General features: G+C 69.9%; 19 protein-coding genes and 1 tRNA gene. 14 read left to right on the top strand and 6 right to left on the bottom strand.

Annotated features, from left to right (window positions below; genetic code table 11):
* Positions 1–16: 16 nt before the first annotated feature.
* The 6 genes from paaA (at position 17) to ACGFN2_RS06295 (ending at position 5,134) form a co-directional block, all read left to right on the top strand.
* Entirely contained in the window at positions 17–967 is a 951-nt protein-coding gene (paaA, locus tag ACGFN2_RS06320; RefSeq protein WP_393357910.1) for a 1,2-phenylacetyl-CoA epoxidase subunit PaaA, read from the top strand.
* A complete protein-coding gene (paaB, locus tag ACGFN2_RS06315; protein ID WP_362600505.1) occupies positions 964–1,290 on the top strand; it encodes a 1,2-phenylacetyl-CoA epoxidase subunit PaaB in 327 nt (108 codons plus the stop codon). Before paaA ends, paaB begins: the two co-directional genes overlap by 4 nt.
* On the top strand, positions 1,287–2,006 hold the full coding sequence (paaC, locus tag ACGFN2_RS06310) for a 1,2-phenylacetyl-CoA epoxidase subunit PaaC (protein WP_393357907.1): 720 nt from the start codon (positions 1,287–1,289) through the stop codon (positions 2,004–2,006). The genes paaB and paaC overlap by 4 nt, the downstream gene beginning before the upstream one ends.
* Positions 2,000–2,497 carry a 1,2-phenylacetyl-CoA epoxidase subunit PaaD gene (gene paaD / locus ACGFN2_RS06305; RefSeq protein WP_393357905.1) on the top strand — a complete coding sequence of 166 codons (498 nt, stop codon included), beginning with the start codon at positions 2,000–2,002 and terminating at the stop codon, positions 2,495–2,497. The genes paaC and paaD overlap by 7 nt, the downstream gene beginning before the upstream one ends.
* On the top strand, positions 2,497–3,540 hold the full coding sequence (paaE, locus tag ACGFN2_RS06300) for a 1,2-phenylacetyl-CoA epoxidase subunit PaaE (protein WP_393357903.1): 1,044 nt from the start codon (positions 2,497–2,499) through the stop codon (positions 3,538–3,540). The genes paaD and paaE overlap by 1 nt, the downstream gene beginning before the upstream one ends.
* A 460-nt stretch (positions 3,541–4,000) precedes the next feature.
* Complete coding sequence (locus tag ACGFN2_RS06295) at positions 4,001–5,134, top strand: acyl-CoA dehydrogenase family protein (protein ID WP_393357901.1); 1,134 nt, start codon at positions 4,001–4,003, stop codon at positions 5,132–5,134.
* A 227-nt stretch (positions 5,135–5,361) separates the two neighbouring features.
* Here the strand turns inward: ACGFN2_RS06295 and ACGFN2_RS06290 are convergent, their stop codons facing one another.
* The 4 genes from ACGFN2_RS06290 to ACGFN2_RS06275 form a co-directional block, all read right to left on the bottom strand.
* Complete coding sequence (locus tag ACGFN2_RS06290) at positions 5,362–5,706, bottom strand: rhodanese-like domain-containing protein (protein ID WP_362600492.1); 345 nt, start codon at positions 5,704–5,706, stop codon at positions 5,362–5,364.
* A 10-nt stretch (positions 5,707–5,716) separates the two neighbouring features.
* Complete coding sequence (locus ACGFN2_RS06285; protein ID WP_393357899.1) at positions 5,717–6,835, bottom strand: J domain-containing protein; 1,119 nt, start codon at positions 6,833–6,835, stop codon at positions 5,717–5,719.
* Between the two features lie 288 nt (positions 6,836–7,123).
* Entirely contained in the window at positions 7,124–8,566 is a 1,443-nt protein-coding gene (locus ACGFN2_RS06280; protein WP_393357897.1) for a DUF2252 domain-containing protein, read from the bottom strand.
* A 357-nt stretch (positions 8,567–8,923) separates the two neighbouring features.
* On the bottom strand, positions 8,924–10,234 hold the full coding sequence (locus tag ACGFN2_RS06275) for an ABC transporter permease (protein ID WP_393357895.1): 1,311 nt from the start codon (positions 10,232–10,234) through the stop codon (positions 8,924–8,926).
* 178 nt (positions 10,235–10,412) lie between these two features.
* On the opposite strand from ACGFN2_RS06275, the gene ACGFN2_RS06270 reads away from it, so the two are divergent.
* Entirely contained in the window at positions 10,413–10,847 is a 435-nt protein-coding gene (locus ACGFN2_RS06270; protein ID WP_362600482.1) for a MarR family transcriptional regulator, read from the top strand.
* Positions 10,848–10,908: 61 nt separating this feature from the next.
* On the opposite strand, the gene ACGFN2_RS06265 is transcribed toward ACGFN2_RS06270, so the two are convergent.
* Complete coding sequence (locus ACGFN2_RS06265; protein WP_393357893.1) at positions 10,909–11,271, bottom strand: winged helix-turn-helix transcriptional regulator; 363 nt, start codon at positions 11,269–11,271, stop codon at positions 10,909–10,911.
* 126 nt (positions 11,272–11,397) lie between these two features.
* Here ACGFN2_RS06265 and ACGFN2_RS06260 point away from each other — a divergent pair, with 126 nt between their 5' ends.
* Entirely contained in the window at positions 11,398–12,048 is a 651-nt protein-coding gene (locus ACGFN2_RS06260; RefSeq protein WP_393357891.1) for an FMN-dependent NADH-azoreductase, read from the top strand.
* Between the two features lie 280 nt (positions 12,049–12,328).
* On the opposite strand, the gene ACGFN2_RS06255 is transcribed toward ACGFN2_RS06260, so the two are convergent.
* Positions 12,329–12,412, bottom strand: a tRNA-Leu gene (locus ACGFN2_RS06255).
* Between the two features lie 548 nt (positions 12,413–12,960).
* Between ACGFN2_RS06255 and ACGFN2_RS06250 the strand changes: the two genes are divergently transcribed.
* The 6 genes from ACGFN2_RS06250 (at position 12,961) to pknB (ending at position 21,043) form a co-directional block, all read left to right on the top strand.
* Entirely contained in the window at positions 12,961–13,794 is an 834-nt protein-coding gene (locus tag ACGFN2_RS06250) for a DUF3662 and FHA domain-containing protein (RefSeq protein ID WP_362600473.1), read from the top strand.
* Between the two features lie 10 nt (positions 13,795–13,804).
* Positions 13,805–14,338 (top strand): FHA domain-containing protein, encoded by a 534-nt coding sequence (locus tag ACGFN2_RS06245; RefSeq protein ID WP_362600470.1) that lies wholly within the window; start codon positions 13,805–13,807, stop codon positions 14,336–14,338.
* A 132-nt stretch (positions 14,339–14,470) separates the two neighbouring features.
* Positions 14,471–16,039: a PP2C family serine/threonine-protein phosphatase gene (locus ACGFN2_RS06240; RefSeq protein WP_362600468.1), complete on the top strand. Its 1,569-nt coding sequence runs from the start codon at positions 14,471–14,473 to the stop codon at positions 16,037–16,039.
* Positions 16,040–16,062: 23 nt separating this feature from the next.
* Positions 16,063–17,448: an FtsW/RodA/SpoVE family cell cycle protein gene (locus ACGFN2_RS06235; protein WP_362600465.1), complete on the top strand. Its 1,386-nt coding sequence runs from the start codon at positions 16,063–16,065 to the stop codon at positions 17,446–17,448.
* On the top strand, positions 17,445–18,914 hold the full coding sequence (locus ACGFN2_RS06230; RefSeq protein ID WP_362600462.1) for a penicillin-binding transpeptidase domain-containing protein: 1,470 nt from the start codon (positions 17,445–17,447) through the stop codon (positions 18,912–18,914). Before ACGFN2_RS06235 ends, ACGFN2_RS06230 begins: the two co-directional genes overlap by 4 nt.
* 146 nt (positions 18,915–19,060) lie before the next feature.
* Positions 19,061–21,043, top strand: a complete 1,983-nt coding sequence (gene pknB / locus ACGFN2_RS06225; protein ID WP_362600459.1) for a Stk1 family PASTA domain-containing Ser/Thr kinase — start codon at positions 19,061–19,063, stop codon at positions 21,041–21,043.
* Positions 21,044–21,111: the final 68 nt, after the last annotated feature.

The following is a 21,111-nucleotide window of genomic DNA, read 5'->3' as shown; positions in this document are numbered from 1 at the left end:
AGCGAGGGGGCACCACATGACGACGATCGCGCCGGAAGAGACGGCCCGAGAGGCCGCATTCGACGCCACCGTGGCCGCGGAAGAGCGCATCGAACCGCGGGACTGGATGCCGGACGCCTACCGCTCGACACTCGTGCGGCAGATAGCGCAGCACGCCCACTCCGAGATCATCGGTATGCAGCCGGAGGCCAACTGGATCACCCGGGCGCCGTCCCTGCGCCGCAAGGCGATCCTGATGGCGAAGGTGCAGGACGAGGCCGGCCACGGCCTGTATCTCTACAGCGCCGCCGAGACCCTGGGCACCGGCCGCGACGAACTGCTGGACAAGCTGCACTCCGGACGCCAGAAGTACTCCTCGATCTTCAACTACCCGACCCTGACCTGGGCCGACGTCGGAGCCATCGGCTGGCTCGTGGACGGCGCGGCGATCACCAACCAGGTTCCGCTGTGCCGGTGTTCGTACGGCCCCTACGCCCGCGCCATGGTCCGCATCTGCAAGGAGGAGTCCTTCCACCAGCGCCAGGGCTACGAACTCCTGCTGGCCCTCAGCCGCGGCACCGACGCCCAGCACGCCATGGCGCAGGACGCGGTGAACCGCTGGTGGTGGCCGTCCCTGATGATGTTCGGGCCGCCGGACGACGAGTCCTCGCACTCCGCACAGTCCATGGCTTGGAAGATCAAGCGGCACTCCAACGACGAACTGCGCCAGCGCTTCGTGGACATCTGCGTACCCCAGGCCGAGTCCCTCGGACTGTCCCTCCCCGACCCGGACCTGACCTGGAACGACGAACGGGGCCACTGGGACTTCGGCCCGATCGACTGGGCCGAGTTCCGCGAGGTCCTCAAGGGCAACGGCCCCTGCAACGAACAACGGATCACCCGCCGGCGACAGGCCCATGAGGAAGGCACCTGGGTGCGCGAGGCAGCCGCCGCCCACGCCGCCAAGCACGGGAAGGCCACCCGATGACGACACCGCTCCCCGCCGAAACCGCCGCCGGCGCCGTGGCGCCCACCGACTGGCCTCTGTGGGAGGTCTTCGTCCGCAGCCGCCGCGGTCTCTCCCACACTCACGCCGGGAGCCTGCACGCCCCGGACGCCGAGATGGCGCTGCGCAACGCCCGCGACCTCTACACCCGCCGCTCGGAAGGCATCTCCATCTGGGTGGTGCCCTCAGCACAGGTCACCGCTTCCTCCCCGGACGAGAAGGACGCCTTCTTCGAGCCGGCCGGCGACAAGCCCTACCGCCACCCGACCTTCTACGAGATCCCGGACGGGGTGCATCACCTTTGAGGAACCTCACCGCCACCCCCGCCCTGCCCCTCGGCGACGACGCCCTGATCCTCTCCCACCGCCTGGGCGAGTGGGCCGGCCACGCCCCGGTCCTGGAAGAGGAGGTCGCCCTGGCCAACATCGCGCTGGACCTGCTCGGCCAGGCCCGTGTGCTGCTCTCCCTGGCCGGGGACGAGGACGAGCTGGCCTATCTGCGCGAGGAGCGGCAGTTCCGCAACCTCCAGCTCGTGGAACAGCCCAACGGCGACTTCGCCCACACCATCGCCCGCCAGCTCTACTTCTCCACGTACCAGGAGCTGCTGTTCGAGCATCTCGCCACCACCGGGAACGAGTTGGCGCCCCTTGCCGGGAAGGCCGTCAAAGAGGTCGCCTACCACCGCGACCACGCCCACCAGTGGACGCTGCGCCTGGGCGACGGCACGGACGAGAGTCACGCCCGGATGCAGCGTGCCCTGGACTCCCTGTGGCGCTTCACCGGCGAACTCTTCGAGCCGGTGGACGGCCTGGAGACGGTGCCCTGGTCGGCCCTGCACGACGAGTGGACCACCCGCATCACCGCCGGCCTGGAGCAAGCCACTCTCACCGTCCCCGATGGCCCCGCACACGGCGCCTGGCGGGCCGGGGCGGGCCGCCAGGGCCTGCACACCGAATCGTTCGGACGGCTGCTCGCCGAGATGCAGCACCTCCACCGCAGCCACCCGGGGGCGACATGGTGACGACCACCGCCCTCGAAGAGGAACTGCTGGCGCTGGCCGGCTCCGTTCCGGACCCCGAGCTGCCGGTGCTCACCCTCGCCGAGCTGGGTGTGCTGCGTGGTCTGGAGCTCACCGCCCCCGGCCGGGTCGAGGTGCGACTCACCCCGACGTACACCGGCTGTCCCGCCATCGAGGCGATGTCGTCGGACATCGAGCGGGTGCTGCACGACCACGGCATACCCGAGGTCGAGGTCCGTACGGTCCTCAGCCCTCCGTGGACGACGGACGCGATCACCGCCGAGGGCCGCCGCAAGCTCGCCGAGTTCGGGATCGCCCCGCCCCGCCCCACGGGGCCGGCCGGCGGACCGGTCGCCGTCGACCTCACCATCCGCTGCCCCCACTGCGGATCGACCGACACCACCCTGCTGAGCCGGTTCTCCTCCACGGCATGCAAGGCGCTGCGCCGTTGTGAGTCCTGCCGCGAACCCTTCGACCACTTCAAGGAGTTGTGATGTTCCACCCGCTCCAGGTCCGGGAGATCGAGCGGCTCACGGACGACGCGGTGGCCGTCACCTTCGAGGTCCCGCCCGAGCTGCGCACGGCCTTCCGGCACACCCCCGGGCAGCACATCGCGCTGCGCAGATCGGTCGACGGCCAGGAGATCCGCCGTACGTACTCCATCTGCACCCCGGCCACCGACCAGCCCATACTCCGGGTGGGCATCCGGCTGGTCGAGGACGGTGCGTTCTCGACGTACGCCCTCAAGGAACTGGCGGTCGGCGACACGGTGGACGTGATGGCCCCGGCAGGCCGGTTCACCCTCGAACCACGCCCCGGCCACTTCGTCGGAATCGTCGGCGGCAGCGGCATCACCCCCGTACTGTCCATCGCCACCACCCTGCTCGCCCAGCAGCCGGACGCCCGCTTCTGCCTCATCCGCAGTGACCGGACGGCGGCGTCGACGATGTTCCTGGAGGAGGTGGCCGACCTCAAGGACCGCTATCCGCAGCGCTTCCAGCTCATCCACGCCCTCTCCCGCGAGGAACAACAGGCCGGCCTGCCCTCCGGCCGCCTGGACGAGGCCCGTCTCCGCTCCCTGCTGCCCTCGCTCCTGAAGATCGACTCCGTAGACGGCTGGTACCTCTGCGGCCCCTACGGCCTGGTCCAGGGCGCCGAACGCGCCCTCCGCGCCCTCGAGGTCCCCCGCACCCACATCCACGAAGAGATCTTCCACGTCGACAACGGCGCCCCGACCGCCCCCCGAGCCGCCACCCCCGCGCACAGCACCGTCACCGCCACCCTCGACAGCCGCTCCGGCAGCTGGCCCGTCCATGACAGCGAATCACTGCTCGACGCGGTCCTGCGCAACCGCGCGGACGCCCCGTACGCCTGCAAGGGCGGCGTCTGCGGCACCTGCCGCGCCTTCCTGGTCTCCGGCGAGGTCCGCATGGACCGCAACTTCGCCCTGGAATCCGACGAGGTCGACGCGGGTTACGTCCTGGCCTGCCAGTCCCACCCGGTCACGGAGAAGGTCGAGCTGGACTTCGACCGATAGGACCGACGGCACCGAGCCAAGCAGGACGGCCTCATGCGACGGGTGGGGCGCGGATGCCACCGGGCCGCCGCCCCTACAGTCCCACCGGGGCGGCGCCTCAGGCCCGGGGCGCCGTACGGAGCCGCCTGCTGACCGTGCCTGCCGTGAAAGCAGGGAAGGGCTTCGCCTCCGCTCCGGCAAGCAAACGGCACCGATGCGAACACCAGCAACGGGCAACCGACAGCCGGTCACCGGCACTGGCACTGGCACTGGCACTGGCACTGGCACTGGCACTGGCACCAAAAGGCGGCTTCCGAAGCAGGTACCGGCCCAGCTCCCGCAAGCAGCCCCCCACCCGCTCGCTGGCCGCTCCCGGCCCCGACTCCCTCATCCTTCCACCGCTTCCACCATTCCCAATTCCTGCAACCTGTTCTATTTTGACGCTTCGTCAGATCGACGCGCCGCGTGGGAGGACAGAGCAGTGGACTTCACCTTCACCGAGGAGCAGCAGGCCGCCGTCGAAGCGGCGAGGGCCGTCTTCTCGGGGGTCGCTCCGGACAGTGTGCCCAGCCCGGCGCTCACCCCCGGCGCGGTCGCCGACGACTTCGACCGCGCGTTGTGGCGCAAGCTCGCCGACTCCGATCTGCTGAGCCTGACGATCGGGACCGAGCATGGCGGCGCAGGCCTGGACCCGATCGCGCTCTGCCTCGTACTCCGCGAGTCGGCCAAGGTACTGGCACGGGTACCGCTGCTGGAGTCCGGAGCCGCCGCGCTCACCCTCCAGCGTGGTGCGACCGACGAACTCCGTGCGGAGGTGCTTCCCCGGATCGGCTCCGGGGCCCTCGTCGTCACCGTCGCCGCCCAGGGCCGCACCGGGCACGAACCGGCCGACCTCGCCGTGGAAGCCCACCAGGAAGGCACCGAATGGGTTCTCGACGGTGTCCAGACCGGCGTCCCCTGGGCCGGAACCGCGGACCGCATCCTGCTCCCCGCCCACACCCCCGACGGCCACGCCGTACTCGCCCTCGTCCCCCGCGTCCACCCCGGCCTCACGCTCGCCGACCAGATATCCACCAGCGGAGAGCCGCAGGCCGAGATCCGGCTGGATTCCGTTCGTATCAGCGCCAGGGAAACGATCACTGACTCCACCGCGTGGGATGCGCTGCGCAACGTTCTGACCACCGGCACCTGCGCCCTCGCCCTGGGACTCGGCGAGCGCGTACTGGCCATGACCAGCGACTACACCAGCAAGCGCGAACAGTTCGGGTTCCCGGTGGCCACCTTCCAGGCGGTCGCCTGCCAGGCCGCCGACCGCTTCATCGACCTGCGCGCCATGGAGGCCACACTCTGGCAGGCCGCCTGGCGCATCACCACCGAGGCGGACGGCCCGCTACCGCTCGCCGGAGATGTCGCGGTGGCCAAGATCTGGGCCTCGGAGGGCGTACGCCGTGTCGTCCAGACCGCCCAGCATCTGCACGGCGGCTTCGGCGCCGACACCGACTATCCGCTGCACCGCTACCACGCCTGGGCCAAGCAGCTCGAACTGTCCCTCGGCCCCGCCGCCGCCCACGAGGAGTCCCTCGGCGAACTGCTCGCAGCGCATCCGCTGGGCTGAGCCGGGACGGGTGCTGGGTGCTGGGTGCCCCGTCAGCGTCCCGGACGATCATGTGGCGCGGCAGCCCCGGCCGACCGTACGGGAGCAGTCGGCTGACGACTGTTCGACGGCTGACGACCGTCCCCGGGCCAGCTGACGATCGCCCGACGGACAACCCGCCGGCCAACCAACCGCCGGGCAGCGCGGCTTCCCCACTCCCCGGCGCTTCAGCCCCTTCGGCGCGACGGCTAGATAACCGACCCCGCGCCGCCCTTGCCGTCCGAGACGGGACGGCCGGCGGCCTCCCATGCCTGCATGCCCCCCGCGACGTTCACCGCGTCGAGACCCTGCTGGATCAGATACTGCGCCACCTGAGCCGAACGTCCGCCGACCCGGCACAACACATACACCTTGCCGCCATCGGGAGCGGCCTCGGTCAACTCACCGTAGCGGGCGACGAATTCACTCATCGGGATGTGCAGAGCGCCTTCGGCGTGCCCCGCCTCCCACTCGTCGTCCTCTCGCACGTCCAGGAGGAAGTCCTCCGACGTGAGAACGTCGACACCGACCGTGGGCACAGAACCAAATTGCATGTTCCCGACGCTACCCGACCAGCTGCGCGAGGTACGTCTCGCGTTCCGCGACATCGGCGAGCAGCTTCTCGGCGATCTCGTCCAGCAGCGCGTCCGGGTCCTCCGGCGCCATCTTGATCATCGCGCCGATCGCACTCTCCTCCAGCTCGGCGGCCGCCGCGGCCAGCAGCTCCTTGCGCTCGGCCAGCCACTCCAGCCGCGCGTAGAGCTCCTCGCTCTCGCTGAGCCGCTCCTCGACCGGCGCGGGACCGGCCTCCCACTCCCGCGCCAGCTCGCGCAGCGCCGCCGCGTCACCCTGGGCGTACGCCGTGTTGACCCGTGCGATGAAGGCGTCCCGGCGCGCACGCTCCGCGTCATCCCGCGCCAGGTCCGGGTGGGCCTTGCGCACCAGGTCACGGTAGACCTTGCGGGCCTCTTCGCTGGGCCGCACCTTCTGCGGCGGCTGCACCGACTGCTCGGTGAGCATCGCCTGAGCCTCGGCGAACAGGCCGTCCGACCCCATCCAGCCGTGGAACAGCTCCTCGACCTCCGGCATCGGCAGCACCGACGCCCGTGCCTCGCGCGCCTTACGGATGTCCGCGGGGTCGCCGGTACGCGCCGCCACCGCCTCGGCGATCTGCGCGTCCAGCTCGTCCAGCCGTGCGTACATGGGACCGAGCCGCTGGTGGTGCAGACGGGAGAAGTTCTCCACCTCCACCCGGAAGGTCTCCACCGCGATCTCGAACTCGATCAGCGCCTGCTCCGCGGCCAGCACCGCCTTCGCCAGCCGCCGGGTCGCCTCGTCCTGAGCAGCGGTCGCCTTGTCGTCCGACGCCTCGCCCGGCTCTGCCCCTGCCACAGGCTGCTCCGCGCCGGCACCGGGCTCAGCCCCGTTCCCGGCCTGACCGGCACTCGGGTCAGGCACTGTCGTGTCCTGACCCACGAGTGGATCGGTCGGGGCACTCTGACCGAAGTCCGACCCGTCCGGGCCCGTGACCTGATCTTCCGAGCCGCCGCCGTGCCCGAGCCGGGCGTCCCGCCCGCTGCCGCGGGCGTCCGGTACCTGCGGGTCGGCCTGAGCGTCCGGGGTGCCCGGTACGTCCGGTCGGTGCTGGCCGTCCTGCGCGTTCTCCGCGTGCGAGTTCGTCACCCGGCCAGCGTACGGCCCCACGGGACGCGGCTCTCCACGGCCATTCCCTCGCCTCGGGCGCTGCGCTTGGGGGCCCTCCCCTCCCCCCGGCCCACCCACCCCTCCTACCTCCCGCCCTCACATTCCCGACGCCAGCCCGGCACCCCCACGAGCCCACACCCCAACCCCGCCACGCCCACAACCCCGCAACACCCACGCCCGAGCACCCTCGACCGAGCCCAAGCACAGCCCGCCCCAGCCCCAAGCAGCCAAGCGGCAGCCAGCCCCAAGCCCCCCGTCGCCTCCCCCTCACACCCCCAGCTCTGCCGCGATGCGCCCGTTCTTCACCGCTGTGGTCAGTGCCGCGTGGTCCGCTTCCGTGCGGTCCGCGTAGGAGGACGCGAAGGCCGCTATGGCGTCGTCCAGTTCTTCGTTCTTGCCGCAGTAGCCGGCCAGCAGGCGTGGATCGGCGCTGTGGGAGTGTGCGCGGGCCAGGAGGGCGCCGGTCATCCGGGCGTAGTCGTCCATCTGGTCACCGGACAGCTGCGTCGGGTCCACGCTGCCCTTGCGGTTTCTGAACTGGCGGACCTGGAAGGGCAGTCCCTCCCCTGGGCCGTTGTCCGCGCCCGCGCCGGCCGTGCCCGGCGACGCCACGCCCCGCACCGTCGTCCAGCCCAGCAGGATGTCGCTCACCACCTGCATCCGGCGCTGCCCGAGCACCACACGGCGGCCCTCGTGCACCACCGGCGGAACCGGGAAGCCGGCCTTCTCCACGAAGGGTGCCAGCACCGAACGGCGGGCCTCCTTCACCTGCAGGACCAGCGGCTCGCCCCGGTGGTCCAGCAGCAGCACCACATACGACCGCAGGCCCACACTGCCGGTGCCGACCACGCGGAACGCCACATCGTGCACCGCGTACCGCGCCAGCAGCGGCAGCCGGTGTTCGGCGATCGTGTCCAGATAGCCGGTGAGGGACGCGGCCACGGCTGCCGCCTCCTCATCCGGCACCCGCCGCAGCACCGGCTGCGCGTCCACGAACCGGCGGCCGCCGTCCGCTGCCGGCTCCGTCGCCTTGGCCGCGTACCGCGCGCTGGTGTTCTTACGGGCCTTCTCCGCGACCTGCTCCAGCGTTCCCAGCAGGTCCCGGGCGTCGCTGTGCGAGACCAGCTCCTCGTCGGCGATCGCGTTCCACGCCTCGATGACCGGCCGCTTGGCCAGCAGCCGCATCGTGCGCCGATAGGAGCCCGCCACGTCACGCGCCGCCTTGCGGCAGTCGTCCTCGTCGGCGCCCGCCTCCCGGCCGGCCAGTACCACCGATGTGGCGAGCCGCTTCACATCCCACTCCCACGGCCCGTGCAGGGTCTCGTCGAAGTCGTTGAGGTCGATGACGAGGCCACCGCGGGCGTCGCCGTAGAGGCCGAAGTTGGCGGCGTGCGCGTCTCCGCAGATCTGGGTGCCGATGCCGGTCACCGGGCCGGCTGCCAGGTCGTACGCCATCAGGCCGGCGGAGCCGCGGAGGAAGGCGAAGGGGCTCGCGGCCATCCGCCCGACCCGTATCGGCGTCAGCTCGGGCAGCCGGCCGGCGTTGGACTCCTCGACCGCCGCCACTGCGTCCGGCCGCCCGTCCGCGATCGGCAGCTCGGCCTGCCCGGAACGCGGGAGCCGCTCCCGCAGCGCCCGCCCAACGGCCTTGGGCGACGGCCCCTCTGTCTCCGGATGGGCAAACCCCGGTACGTACGGCACACGCGGCATAGCGGGCCACCTCCCCCTTCACGACCTATGTTGTCGATGTCCTGCGGTTGTTGTTGATGTCCCTGCGGTGCAGTGTCGCTGTCCGGTGCCGCTGTGTCTCCATGCAGCGCCGCCGTGTTCTGCTGCGCTCTGCCTGTTCTGCATCGATCTCCGCATGCTCTGCGTTGATCTCCGCACGCCCTGCGTTGTTGATCTGTGCATCTTCTGCGTCGTTCCACACCGTTCTGCTCTGCCTGGAACAACGCTCGTGCTACGCCCTTCCGTGCGCCGGGGCGGCGGTTCCGACCCGGCGACACACATGACGGTACCGAGGCCCCGGCACGCCCCGCAGAGCCTGTGGATAACTCTCCGGAGCGGCTACACGCCCACCGCCTCCGCCATCTCCTCTTCCCCCTCCTCCAGCGCCACGGCGGCACCCCCGGCCCCGTGGACCGGAGCCGCGAGAGCCGGTTCCGGCACCGTCGCCGCCACCGCGGCCGCCGCCACGGCCGCGGCCTGGGCCGTCTCCTCCGCCTCCGCGGTACGCCGCCGCTTCTCGGCCAGCGCCGCCACACCGACCGTCAGCAGGCCGACGACCAGCCACCCCGCCAGCGTCCAGACGTGACCCGGCAGGCCGTAGCCGTCGAAGTAGACATGGCTGCGGGTGCCTTCCACAAAGCCCGCGCCGTTCCAGAAGGAGTGCAGCGCGGCGAAGAACCCGTTCTGCATCTCGGGGCGGAAGATCCCGCCGGAGGACGTGAAGTTGAGCATCACGAAGAGGGTCATCACACCGAGCGTCGTCCAGCGCTTGAGGAAGGTGTGCAGGCCGGTGCCGATCAGCAGAATGCCCGCCGAGTAGAGCCAGGCCAGCGCCCACAGTCCGCCGAGGCCGTGGTCGACGAGGTGGAAGACCGGGCCGGCGAACGCCGTCCCGATGAGGGCGACGACGAAGGAGACGCCGAGGGCCAGCGCCGTCCGCAGCCGGAGCGGCAGCACGGCTCCGGCGCCGCCGATCACCGCGACCGATGCGTACGAGCCGATGCTGATCGCGACCAGCAGGAAGAAGATCCCCTGCCCCGTCGGGTCGTCCTCGGCGGGCGGTGCCACGTCCGTGACCTTCAGCGGAGCACCCTGGTGCGCCGCGATCGGGGTGAAGACCTTCTGGGCGACGGTCGCGCTGGTGTCGGAACCAGCCGTCGCCACCAGCAGCTCGGGCACCGGCGCCGCCGAGCCCGCCGCCCCGCCGGCACCGGACCTGCCCGCCGGTCCACTCGACGCCCCCGCCGCACGCCCCACTCCGTGCGCACTCTGCGCGCCCTTCACGTCCTTCGAGGCCTTCGCCGCCTGCTGGCTCTCCCCAGGAATCACATACGCCCCGAAGATGTCCTGGTGCCTGAGCCGGTCGACCGCAGCCGACCGGTCAGCAACGGTCCGTACGTCCAGGTCACCGTCCGCCTTGTCGTTGATCGACTGGGCGAGCAGCTGGGCGCTGGGGCCCGATCCGACGACCGCGACGGGCAGATGGTGCGGCGCGGGGTGCGCGAAGGCCCCCAGATACGCCAGCCCCATCCCGATACACATCAGTAGCGGGGTGATCAGGTGCGTCAGGACGTGACGCAGCCCGGCGGTGCGGGCGGACCGTGCGGAACGGTGGTCGCTTCGGTGGTCGGGACGTCGGACCGTACTCATGGGGCCTCGCCTTCTCAGCTCGTCGGCTCAGCTGTCGTCACTGGGCTGGTCTTCACCTCAGCCCGAGCCCGTGGGGCCCCACCGGTCCGGGACCGGTGGGGGCCCACGGGCAAAACAGTTGGCTTCTACAACTCTCTATCGCGTTGTACTATACAACTACCTCTACGAAAGGCAACCCGTGGCTCACCGCGAGGACTCCGTCGAGACCATCCAGCAGGAGATGACCGCGTTCGCCCGCCGGGCCCGCGCGGCCGCCGCCCGGATGCACCCCGAGCTGTCGCTGGTCTCCTACACGCTGCTGGCGCACCTCGATGACCAGCAGGGATGCCGTGCCACGGATCTCGCGGCGCACTACTTCCTGGACAAGTCCACGGTCAGCCGGCAGATCGCCGCACTGGAGAAGCTCGGGTTCGTCGAGCGCCGCGTCGACCCGGAGGACCACCGCGTCCAGGTGCTGCACCCCACGGACAAGGGCGCCCAGGTGCTCGCCAACGTCACCGCCAGCCGCCGCCAGGCGTTCCACGAGCGGCTGGCCGACTGGGACGAGGAGGACCTCGACCGCTTCTCGACCTATCTGCGCCGCTACAACGCCGCCCAGGAGCGGCTGGGGTGACACAACCGCCCGAGCACCCGCCCAAGGACAGGGACCGCCGCGCCGCCCGCCCCCGCGGGTCCTACTTCCGGAACCGCTCCGGGCACTGCCCGCCGTCGGCCAGGTAGGTCTCCGCCCAGCGCCCCAGCTCCTTGAGCGCGGGCTCCATGGCACGCCCGGCCTCCGTCAGCCGGTAGGAGACGCGCAGCGGCGGCCCCGCGTCCACCTCACGGACGACCAGGCCGGTCGACGCCAGCTCCATGAGGCGGTCGGAGAGCATCCGCTCACTGATCCCGGGGATGGCCCGCCGCAGATCGGCGAAGTGCACCGGACCCGGCATCAGGGTGGCGACGATCAGCCCCGTCCAGCGCTTCCCGAACAGCTCGAAGACGCGCGTCATGCCGCCGTCGACCTGCCTGCACATCGCCTCGCCATGGTCCGCCATGCCCCCAGGGTACCGCCTTCCCGTTGGCTACTGCGAAAAAGTAAGTACCTGTGCTATCAATAGTCACGTACGGAATTCAACCAGTGGTCGAGCGCCGCCCGGCCGCCTATGGAAGGACCGGTCCCCATGGCCACTCTTCTGCTCATCGACTCCTCGCTCTTCCCCGAGGGCGGTTCCGCCTCCCGCTCGGTCACCGCGGCCTTCCGCAAGGCCTGGGAGGAACAGCACCCCGACGGCACCGTGATCCACCGCGACCTGGCCGCCGAACCGCTGCCGCACCTCGACGGCATCGGCGCCTCCGCCGGCTTCTCCGACCCGGCCACCCACACCCCCGAGCAGCAGGCGGCCTTCGCACTGCGGGTTCAGCTCGCCGAGGAGCTGGAGCAGGCCGACGCGGTCGTCATAGGCGCACCGATGTACAACTTCACGATCCCGTCCACGCTCAAGGCATGGCTCGACCAGGTGATCATCATGGGCCGCACGTCGGGTCAGCAGCCGTCAGCCAAGGGCACCCCGGTCACCGTCGTCGCCAGCCGCGGCGGCTCCTACGCGCCGGGCACGCCCCGTGAGCCCTTCGAGTACGTGCAGAACTACCTGGCGGCCGTACTGAACGGCGGACTGGGCCTCGAGGTCGACTTCATCGTCCCCGAGCTGACCATGGCCCCGAACAACCCGGCGATGGCCGAGCTGATCCCGCTCTACGAGACCTCCCGCGACCAGGCCCACAAGGACGCAGAGGCGAAGGCCAAGACCCTCGCCGAGCAGCTCACCGCCTGAGCCCGGCCGGAACGCCGAGCCGGAGTGCGGGCTCCGGCACGGTTTCCCACGCCCTGCCGCAGCCACCTCCGGGCGGGCGGCCGCCCACGGGGCCCCGCCCGCACCCGCAGGAAACCCTGCTGTGACGTCGACCGCAGCACCCCACCCGAGACCCGCCCACCCGGGGCGCCGCCGGCCAAGCCGGGGCAGGCACCGCACCCGTGACATAGCCAACAGCGTGACGAGCACAACGAAAGACCCCCGGTCTCCGGATTTCTCCGGAGACCGGGGGTCTCATCTGTGCGCGAGGGGGGAGTTGAACCCCCACGCCCTTTCGGGCACTGGAACCTGAATCCAGCGCGTCTGCCTATTCCGCCACCCGCGCATGGGTGCTGCCGGTTGATTCTCTCACGCGATCCGGGCCGTTCGGTCCGGGTCCGCTGCGAGCGCCTTCCGACATCCAGAACACTAGCACGGTGTCAGGGGTGCCTTCACACGCCTTTCCCCCGGTCCCCGCCTCGCGGCAACCCGGGCGGCAGCCAAGGGCGGCACCCCCTCTCACCGCGGGCATTCGCGGAGCGCTGCCCAAAGGGTCCACACTCGCGGTAGTCGTCATCGGGGTGCGGGCCGCCCGTGCCGCCTCCGGGCCGGCCGGGGACGGCCGGCACCCGCGTCATGTCCGACTCCGGCACCCGCCCGGCCGGAGCGGTCGGCGGTTGCGGGACACTGTGTTCGGGGCACATCTACGATCGCAGTGCACGAACAGTGGGCAGGAGCAAACGAGCACCGGGCAACCCTGTGAGGGGCGACACTCGTCCTCAAGGCGGGAAAGGGGAACCAGCCGATTTCCCGACGCGTGGATACGATCAGTAAGCAGTATCAGGACGACTCGATCAGGACGACCCCGTCGAAGACTGAGGAAGGAGGTGCCCCGTGGGAGTACTGAAGCGTTTCGAGCAGCGTCTCGAAGGTCTCGTCAACGGCACCTTCGCCAAGGTGTTCAAGTCCGAGGTGCAGCCCGTTGAGATCGCCGGCGCGCTGCAGCGCGAGTGCGACAACAACGCCACCATCTGGAACCGCGACCGCACGGTCGTCCCCAACGACTTCATCGTCGAGCTGAGCACCCCCGACTACGAGCGGCTGAGCCCCTACAGCGGGCAGCTCGGCGACGAGCTGTCCAGCATGGTCCGCGACTACGCCAAGCAGCAGCGGTACACCTTCATGGGCTCGATCAAGGTCCATCTGGAGAAGGCCGACGATCTCGACACCGGCCTGTACCGCGTCCGCAGCCGAACGCTCGCCTCCAGCTCGTCGCAGGACCAGCCGGGCCCCGCTGCCGACCGCCGCTCCGCCGCGCCCCCGCGCGGCGGCCAGCCCGGCGGCGGCCATGTGAGCCCGCCCCCCATGCCTTCGGCCCCGCCGCCCGGCGGCGCGCAGTCCGTACCCCGTACGGCACCGCCCGGTGCAGGACCGCAGCCCCAGGCGCAGACACGGCGCTGGATCGAGATCAACGGCACCCGCCACCAGATCTCGCGCCCCACACTCGTGCTGGGTCGCAGCACCGACGCCGACGTACGGATCGACGACCCGGGTGTCTCCCGGCGTCACTGCGAGATCCGGGTCGGAACGCCCCCCATGGTCCAGGACCTGGGCTCCACGAACGGCATCGTGGTGGACGGGCAGCACACCACTCGCGCTAATCTCCGCGACGGCTCGCGGATTGTCGTGGGCAGTACCACCATCGTTTACCGGCAAGCCGAAGGGTGAAGCGGGGGCAATGTCAGAGCTGACCCTCACGGTCATGCGGTTGGGTTTCCTCGCCGTACTGTGGCTGTTCGTCATCGTGGCCGTTCAGGTCATCCGCAGCGATCTGTTCGGCACACGCGTCACACAACGCGGTGCCGCCCGTCGCGGCGGTCAGGAAGCACGTGCGCAGCGCCAGGCCGCCGCGCCACCGCAGCAACAGCAGCGCCGCCAGGAAGGCGGCCGCGGCAACAACAACCGGCAGCGCCGCGGAGCACCCACCAAGCTGGTGGTCTCCGAGGGCTCGCTGACCGGCACCACCGTCGCCCTCCAAGGCCAGACCATCTCCCTGGGCCGTGCGCACGACTCCACCATCGTGCTGGACGACGACTACGCGTCCAGCAGGCATGCCAGGATCTACCCGGACCGTGACGGCCAGTGGATCGTCGAGGATCTCGGTTCCACCAACGGCACGTACCTGGACCGGACCCGACTGACGACCCCGACACCGATTCCGCTGGGAGCCCCGATCCGCATCGGCAAGACCGTCATCGAGCTGCGGAAGTAGTACGACAATGAGCGAGCGGAGCGAGCGAGCCGCGACGGTCCACTCGGCGGACCCGGGCGTGCTCCCGACCGGAGGGTGGGCAGTGTGGCTCGAAGAGACCGGCTGTACCCCGAGCCGACGGGTGAGGTGCGCATGAGTCTGTCACTGCGCTTCGCCGCCGGATCGCACAAGGGCATGATCCGCGAGGGCAACGAGGACTCCGGCTACGCCGGGCCACGGCTGCTCGCCATCGCCGACGGCATGGGCGGCCAGGCCGCCGGTGAGGTCGCCTCCTCCGAGGTGATCTCCACACTCGTCCAGCTCGACGACGACGTCCCCGGCTCCGACCTCCTGACCTCGCTGGGGACGGCTGTCACGCGCGCCAACGACCAGCTGCGGGTCATGGTCGAGGAGGACCCCCAGCTGGAGGGCATGGGCACGACCCTGACCGCCCTGCTGTGGACCGGGCAGCGGCTCGGCCTCGTGCACGTCGGCGACTCGCGCGCCTATCTGCTGCGCGACGGCGCCCTGACCCAGATCACCCAGGACCACACCTGGGTGCAGCGGCTGGTCGACGAGGGCCGGATCACCGAAGAGGAAGCCACCACCCATCCGCAGCGCTCGCTGCTGATGCGGGCGCTGGGCAGCGGCGATCATGTCGAGCCCGATCTGTCGATCCGCGAGGTGCGGGCCGGCGACCGGTATCTGATCTGCTCGGACGGGCTGTCCGGGGTGGTCAGCCACCAGACGCTGGAAGACACCCTCGCCAGCTACCACGGTCCGCACGAGACGGTGCAGGAGCTGATCCAGCTCGCGCTGCGCGGCGGCGGACCCGACAACATCACCTGCATCGTCGCCGACGTCCTGGACGTGGACGGCAACGACACGATGGCCGGGCAGCTCAACGACACCCCGGTCATCGTCGGTGCCGTCGCGGAGAACCAGCACCAGCTCAGCGACCCGAGCACGCTCCAGACGCCCGCCGCCCGGGCCGCCGAACTCGGCCGGCCCGGCGGGCCGAACCCGGGCGCCCCCGGCGGCGCCTTCGGGCCGCCCGGCAGCGGTGACCCGGAGGTCGGCGGGCAGCCGCAGGGCTCCTTCGGCGCGTTCATGGACGAGGACTTCGTCAAGCCCCGGCGGCGCGGGCGGTGGCTCAAGCGGTCGCTGTTCATCGCGCTGGCGCTGGCCGTCGTGGGCGGCGGCTGCTACGCGGGCTACAACTGGACGCAGACCCAGTACTTCGTCGGTGCCAAGGACGACCACGTCGCGCTCTACCGGGGTATCAGCCAGGACCTCGCGTGGATCAGGCTCAATGACGTGGACGAGGACCACCCCGAGATCGAACTCAAGTACCTGCCGCAGTACCAGCGGAATCAGGTCAAGGAGACGATCGCGGTCGACAGCCGCACACAGGCGGGCGAGAAGGTCACCGAGCTGAGCAAGCAGGCCAATGCCTGCCGCAGCAAGGAACAGCGGGAGGCCGCCGAGCGGGACGCGGCGCGTCACCCCGGCCGCGGCCAGACGGGCACGCCGAAGAAGCCCGGCTCCCCGTCGCAGCCCTCCTCGCCGAGCGCCAAGCCCGGCAGCACCGGCAACAACAGCGGCACCGGCACGGCCGGCACGCTGGCGGCGACCACGTCTCCGTCTCCCACAGCCACTCCCAGCCAGGCCCCTTCCCAGGAGCAGCAGAAGCTGGAAAAGAATTGCAGCACCCAGCAGTGAGGGCGTAGGGGGCCGTAGATCTCATGAGCAGCAGCACCACCAACACCACCACCATCGGCAATATCGGAGCCCCGAGCCGCCGCAACACCGAGCTGGCGATGCTCGTCTTCGCTGTGCTGATTCCGGTGTTCGCGTACGTCAACGTCGGTCTGGCGAAGGACGGTACGGTGCCGGCCGGTGTGCTGGGCTACAGCCTCGGGCTCGGCCTGCTGGCGGGCGTCGCGCATCTCGTCGTCCGCAAGTGGGCGCCGTACGCCGATCCGCTGATGCTGCCCATCGGCACCCTGCTCAACGGCCTGGGTCTGATCTTCATCTGGCGACTGGACCAGGAGCCCTCGCTGGGCAAGGCGATGGCTCCCAACCAGCTGATGTGGTCGACCTTCGGTGTCGCCCTCTTCCTCGGCATCCTGATCTTCCTCAAGGACCACCGTGTCCTGCAGCGCTACACCTACATCTCGATGGTGGTCGCGCTGGTGCTGCTGGTCGCCCCGGTGTTCTTCCCCGGTGTGAACGGCGCAAAGATCTGGATCACGATCCCGGGTCTCGGCTCGCTGCAGCCCGGTGAGTTCGCGAAGATCATCATCGCGATCTTCTTCGCCGGCTATCTGATGGTGAAGCGGGACGCGCTGGCGCTGGCCAGCCGCCGCTTCATGGGCCTGTACCTCCCCCGCGGCCGCGACCTCGGCCCGATTCTCGTCATCTGGGCGCTGAGCCTGATGATCCTGGTCTTCGAGACCGACCTGGGTACCTCGCTGCTGTTCTTCGGCCTGTTCGTCGTGATGCTCTACGTGGCGACCGAGCGGACCAGCTGGATCGTGTTCGGTCTGCTGCTCAGCGCCGGCGGCGCGGTCGCGGTGGCGACGTTCGAGTCGCACGTCCAGACGCGTGTGCACAACTGGCTCAACCCGCTGGAGCTGGTCAACGGCGGTGTCACCGAGACCGCCCAGGCCATGTACTCCTTCGGCTCCGGCGGCATCCTCGGCTCCGGTCTGGGACAGGGCTACTCCCGCCTCATCCTGGGCATCGCGCCGAAGAGTGACTACATTCTCGCCACGGTCGGTGAGGAGATCGGGCTGGCCGGCCTGATGGCCATCCTGATGCTCTACGGCCTGCTGATCGAGCGCGGCATCCGTACGGCGCTGGCGGCCCGCGACCCGTTCGGCAAGCTGCTGGCGATCGGCCTGTCCGGCGCCTTCGCCCTGCAGGTCTTCGTCGTCGCCGGTGGTGTGACCGGCCTGATCCCGCTGACGGGTATGACGATGCCGTTCCTCGCCCAGGGTGGTTCGTCCGTGATCGCCAACTGGGCACTGATCGCGATCCTGCTCCGGATCAGCGACACCGCGCGCCGCCCGGCGCCGGCCCCCGCCCCGTCCACCGACGCCGAGATGACCCAGGTGGTCCGTCCGTGAACAAGCCCCTGCGCCGGGTCGCGATCTTCTGCGGCCTGCTCGTCCTCGCCCTCCTGGTCCGCGTCAACTGGGTGCAGTTCGTCCAGGGTGACGAGCTCAAGAACGACCCGCACAACCGCCGGGTCGCCATCGAGCGCTACAGCACCCCGCGCGGCAACATCATCGTCGACGGCAAGGCCATCACCGGCTCCACGACCACCGACAGCGGCGACTTCAAGTACAAGCGGACGTACAAGAACGGCAAGATGTGGGCGCCGGTCACCGGCTACGCCTCGCAGGCCTTCGACGCCAACCAGCTCGAGAAGCTCAACGACGGCATTCTCACCGGCACCGACGACAGGCTCTTCTTCAGCCGCACGGTCGACATGTTCACCGGCAGCAAGCAGAAGGGCGGCAACGTGGTGACCACCCTCGACGCCAAGGCCCAGAAGGCCGCCTTCGACGGTCTCGGCAAGCAGAAGGGCGCGGTCGCCGCGATCAACCCGGAGACCGGCGCGATCCTGGCGCTGGCCAGCACCCCGTCCTACGACCCGTCCACCTTCGCGGGGATGAGCAACAAGGACGCCGAGGCGTACAACGGTCTGCAGAAGAAGAGCAACCCGGACGAGCCGATGCTCAACCGGGCGCTGCGCCAGACCTACCCGCCCGGCTCGACCTTCAAGGTCGTCACGGCCTCGGCGGCCCTGGAGAACGGTCTCTACGACGGCGTCGACACCAACACCCGGTCGCCGCTGCCCTACACGCTTCCCGACACCTCGGGCGTCGAGCTGAAGAACGAGGGCAACATCCCCTGCAAGAACGCCACCCTGCGGGAGGCGCTGCGGGTGTCCTGCAACACCGTCTTCGGCAAGATCAGCGCCGACCTCGGCAACAAGAAGATGAAGGCCGAGGCGGAGAAGTTCGGCTTCAACGACCCGGGGATCAACACCCCGGTCCGCGCCTCGGAGAGCATCTTCCCCGAGGACAACCGGCCGCAGAACGCAATGGCCGGCATCGGCCAGGCCTCCAACCGCGCCACGCCGCTGCAGATGGCCATGGTCGCCTCGGCGGTCGCCAACGACGGCAAGCTGATGAAGCCGTACATGGTCGACCGGCTGGTCGCGACGAACCTCAATGTGGTCCAGCAGCACACTCCGCAGGAGATGAGCCAGCCGCTCAGCCCGGAGAACGCGCAGAAGCTCCAGAGCATCATGCAGACCGTGGTCAAGTCGGGAACAGGAACCAACGCCCAGATCCCGGGCGTCACAGTGGGCGGCAAGACGGGTACCGCTCAGCACGGCGAGGACAACAAGGACAATCCCTACGCCTGGTTCATCTCCTACGCGAAGACCGACAAGGGCACGCCGGTCGCGGTCGCGGTCGTCATTGAGGGATCGGACACGCTCCGGGACGACATCGCCGGCGGAAGGCTCGCAGCTCCGATCGCGAAGCACGTCATGCAGGCGGTACTCGAAGGCGAGAAGTGACGCGGATCATGCCAATACCGGTCACGTATCAGGTTGCGGCTCCGGCCAGGTCCGGTACGGCGTGGCGGGTACGGTATGCCCGGACAGCACACCGCCGGACCACACACCGGTGCGGTCGGGACTGACGGAGAGGGCTGGAGAAGCTTATGGAAGAGCCGCGTCGCCTCGGCGGCCGGTACGAGCTGGGCTCGGTGCTCGGCCGCGGTGGCATGGCCGAGGTGTACCTCGCGCATGACACCCGCCTGGGCCGCACCGTGGCTGTGAAGACGCTGCGGGTGGACCTCGCCCGTGATCCGTCCTTCCAGGCCCGGTTCCGCCGTGAGGCCCAGTCGGCCGCCTCGCTTAACCATCCGTCTATCGTCGCGGTCTACGACACCGGCGAGGACTACGTCGACGGTGTCTCGATCCCGTACATCGTCATGGAGTACGTCGACGGCTCCACGCTCCGTGAGCTGCTGCACTCCGGAAGAAAGCTGCTGCCCGAGCGCTCGCTGGAGATGACCACCGGTGTCCTCCAGGCGCTGGAGTACTCGCACCGGGCCGGCATCGTCCACCGCGACATCAAGCCGGCCAACGTCATGCTGACGCGCACCGGCCAGGTCAAGGTCATGGACTTCGGTATCGCCCGCGCCATGGGCGACGCCGGCATGACGATGACGCAGACCGCGGCGGTCATCGGCACCGCCCAGTACCTCTCGCCCGAGCAGGCCAAGGGTGAGCAGGTCGACGCCCGATCCGACCTGTACTCCACCGGCTGTCTGCTGTACGAGCTGCTCACGGTGCGGCCGCCGTTCGTCGGTGACTCACCGGTCGCGGTGGCCTACCAGCATGTCCGCGAGGAGCCACAGAAGCCGAGCAACTTCGACCCCGAGATCTCGCCGGAGATGGACGCCATCGTCCTGAAGGCGCTGGTCAAGGACCCGGACTACCGCTATCAGTCGGCGGACGAGATGCGGGCCGACATCGAGGCGGCGCTCGACGGCCAGCCGGTCGCGGCGACCGCCGCCATGGGCGCGGGGGGCTACGACCAGGACCAGCCGACGACCATGCTGCGTCCGCAGGACCCGGCCGGCCAGACCTCCATGCTTCCGCCGATGAACCCGGACGACGGGGGCTACGACGACCGCGGTGACCGTCGCCGCGGTGGCGGTCAGAAGAAGAGCAACACCTCGACGATCCTGCTGGTGATCGCGGCCGTCCTCGTCCTGGTCGGTGCGATCTTCATCGGCAAGGCGATGTTCACCGGCAACAACAAGGGTGGCTCGGTGACGGTGCCCAACCTCGTCGGCAAGGATCGCGACGAGGCGAAGGAGTCCGGACGGAACGCCGGCTTCAAGGTCTCCGAGGACGGTCGCAAGGCCTGCGACAACGTGAAGCGGAACCAGATCACCGAGCAGAGTCCGAAGCCCGGCACCACGATCGACAAGAACGAGACGGTCAAGTTCATCCTGTGCACGGGGGCGGTCAAGGTCACCGTTCCCGACGTGGAGGACCTCTCGTACGAGAACGCCGTCGACCGCCTCAAGCGCAAGGGCTTCACGCACGTCCGGCAGGTCAACAAGGAGTCCGAGCGGACCCCGAACACCGTGCTCAGTCAGGACCCCAAGGCCCAGAGCGAGGCGCCGAAGAGCACGGAGATCGTCCTCACCGTCGCCCAGGAGTCCCCCAAGCGGAACATCCCGGACGTCAAGGGCCAGGACTTCGCGGCCGCCGAGAAGCAGTTGAAGGCCATCGGCTTCGAGGTCAGCAAGAGTGAGCAGGACGTCACCGACCCGAACCAGGTCGGCAAGGTCCTCGCCCAGAGCCCCGAAGGCAACACCCAGGCCAGCGAAGGCTCGACGGTGACCCTCACCGTCGGCAAGGCGGGGGCGCAGACGCCGGTGCCGAACGTCGTCGGCCAGCCGGTGAAGGTGGCGAAGAAGGCGCTTCAGCAGGCCGGCTTCACCAACATCCAGTTCGCCCCCGGCAGCGCGCAGGAGGACAACGCCCGCGTGGTCTCCCAGGACCCGCCGCAGGAGACCCCGTCCGACCCGGCGACCACCACCGTGACGCTGACCACCATCGGTGGCGGCGGCAATGGCGGTAACGGCGGCGACGACGGCGGCTTCATCGGCGGAGCCTTCGGCTAGCGCCATCGGCCGGCGGTCTCCTCCGCCAGGCACAACGAAGCCCCGGCGGCCCTCCAAGGGCGCCGGGG

Source organism: Streptomyces sp. NPDC048612 (genome assembly GCF_043199295.1).
Classification (GTDB): Bacteria; Actinomycetota; Actinomycetes; order Streptomycetales; family Streptomycetaceae; genus Streptomyces.
Note: the sequence above shows the minus strand (reverse complement) of the source record. Positions and strands in the feature narration are given on the sequence as shown.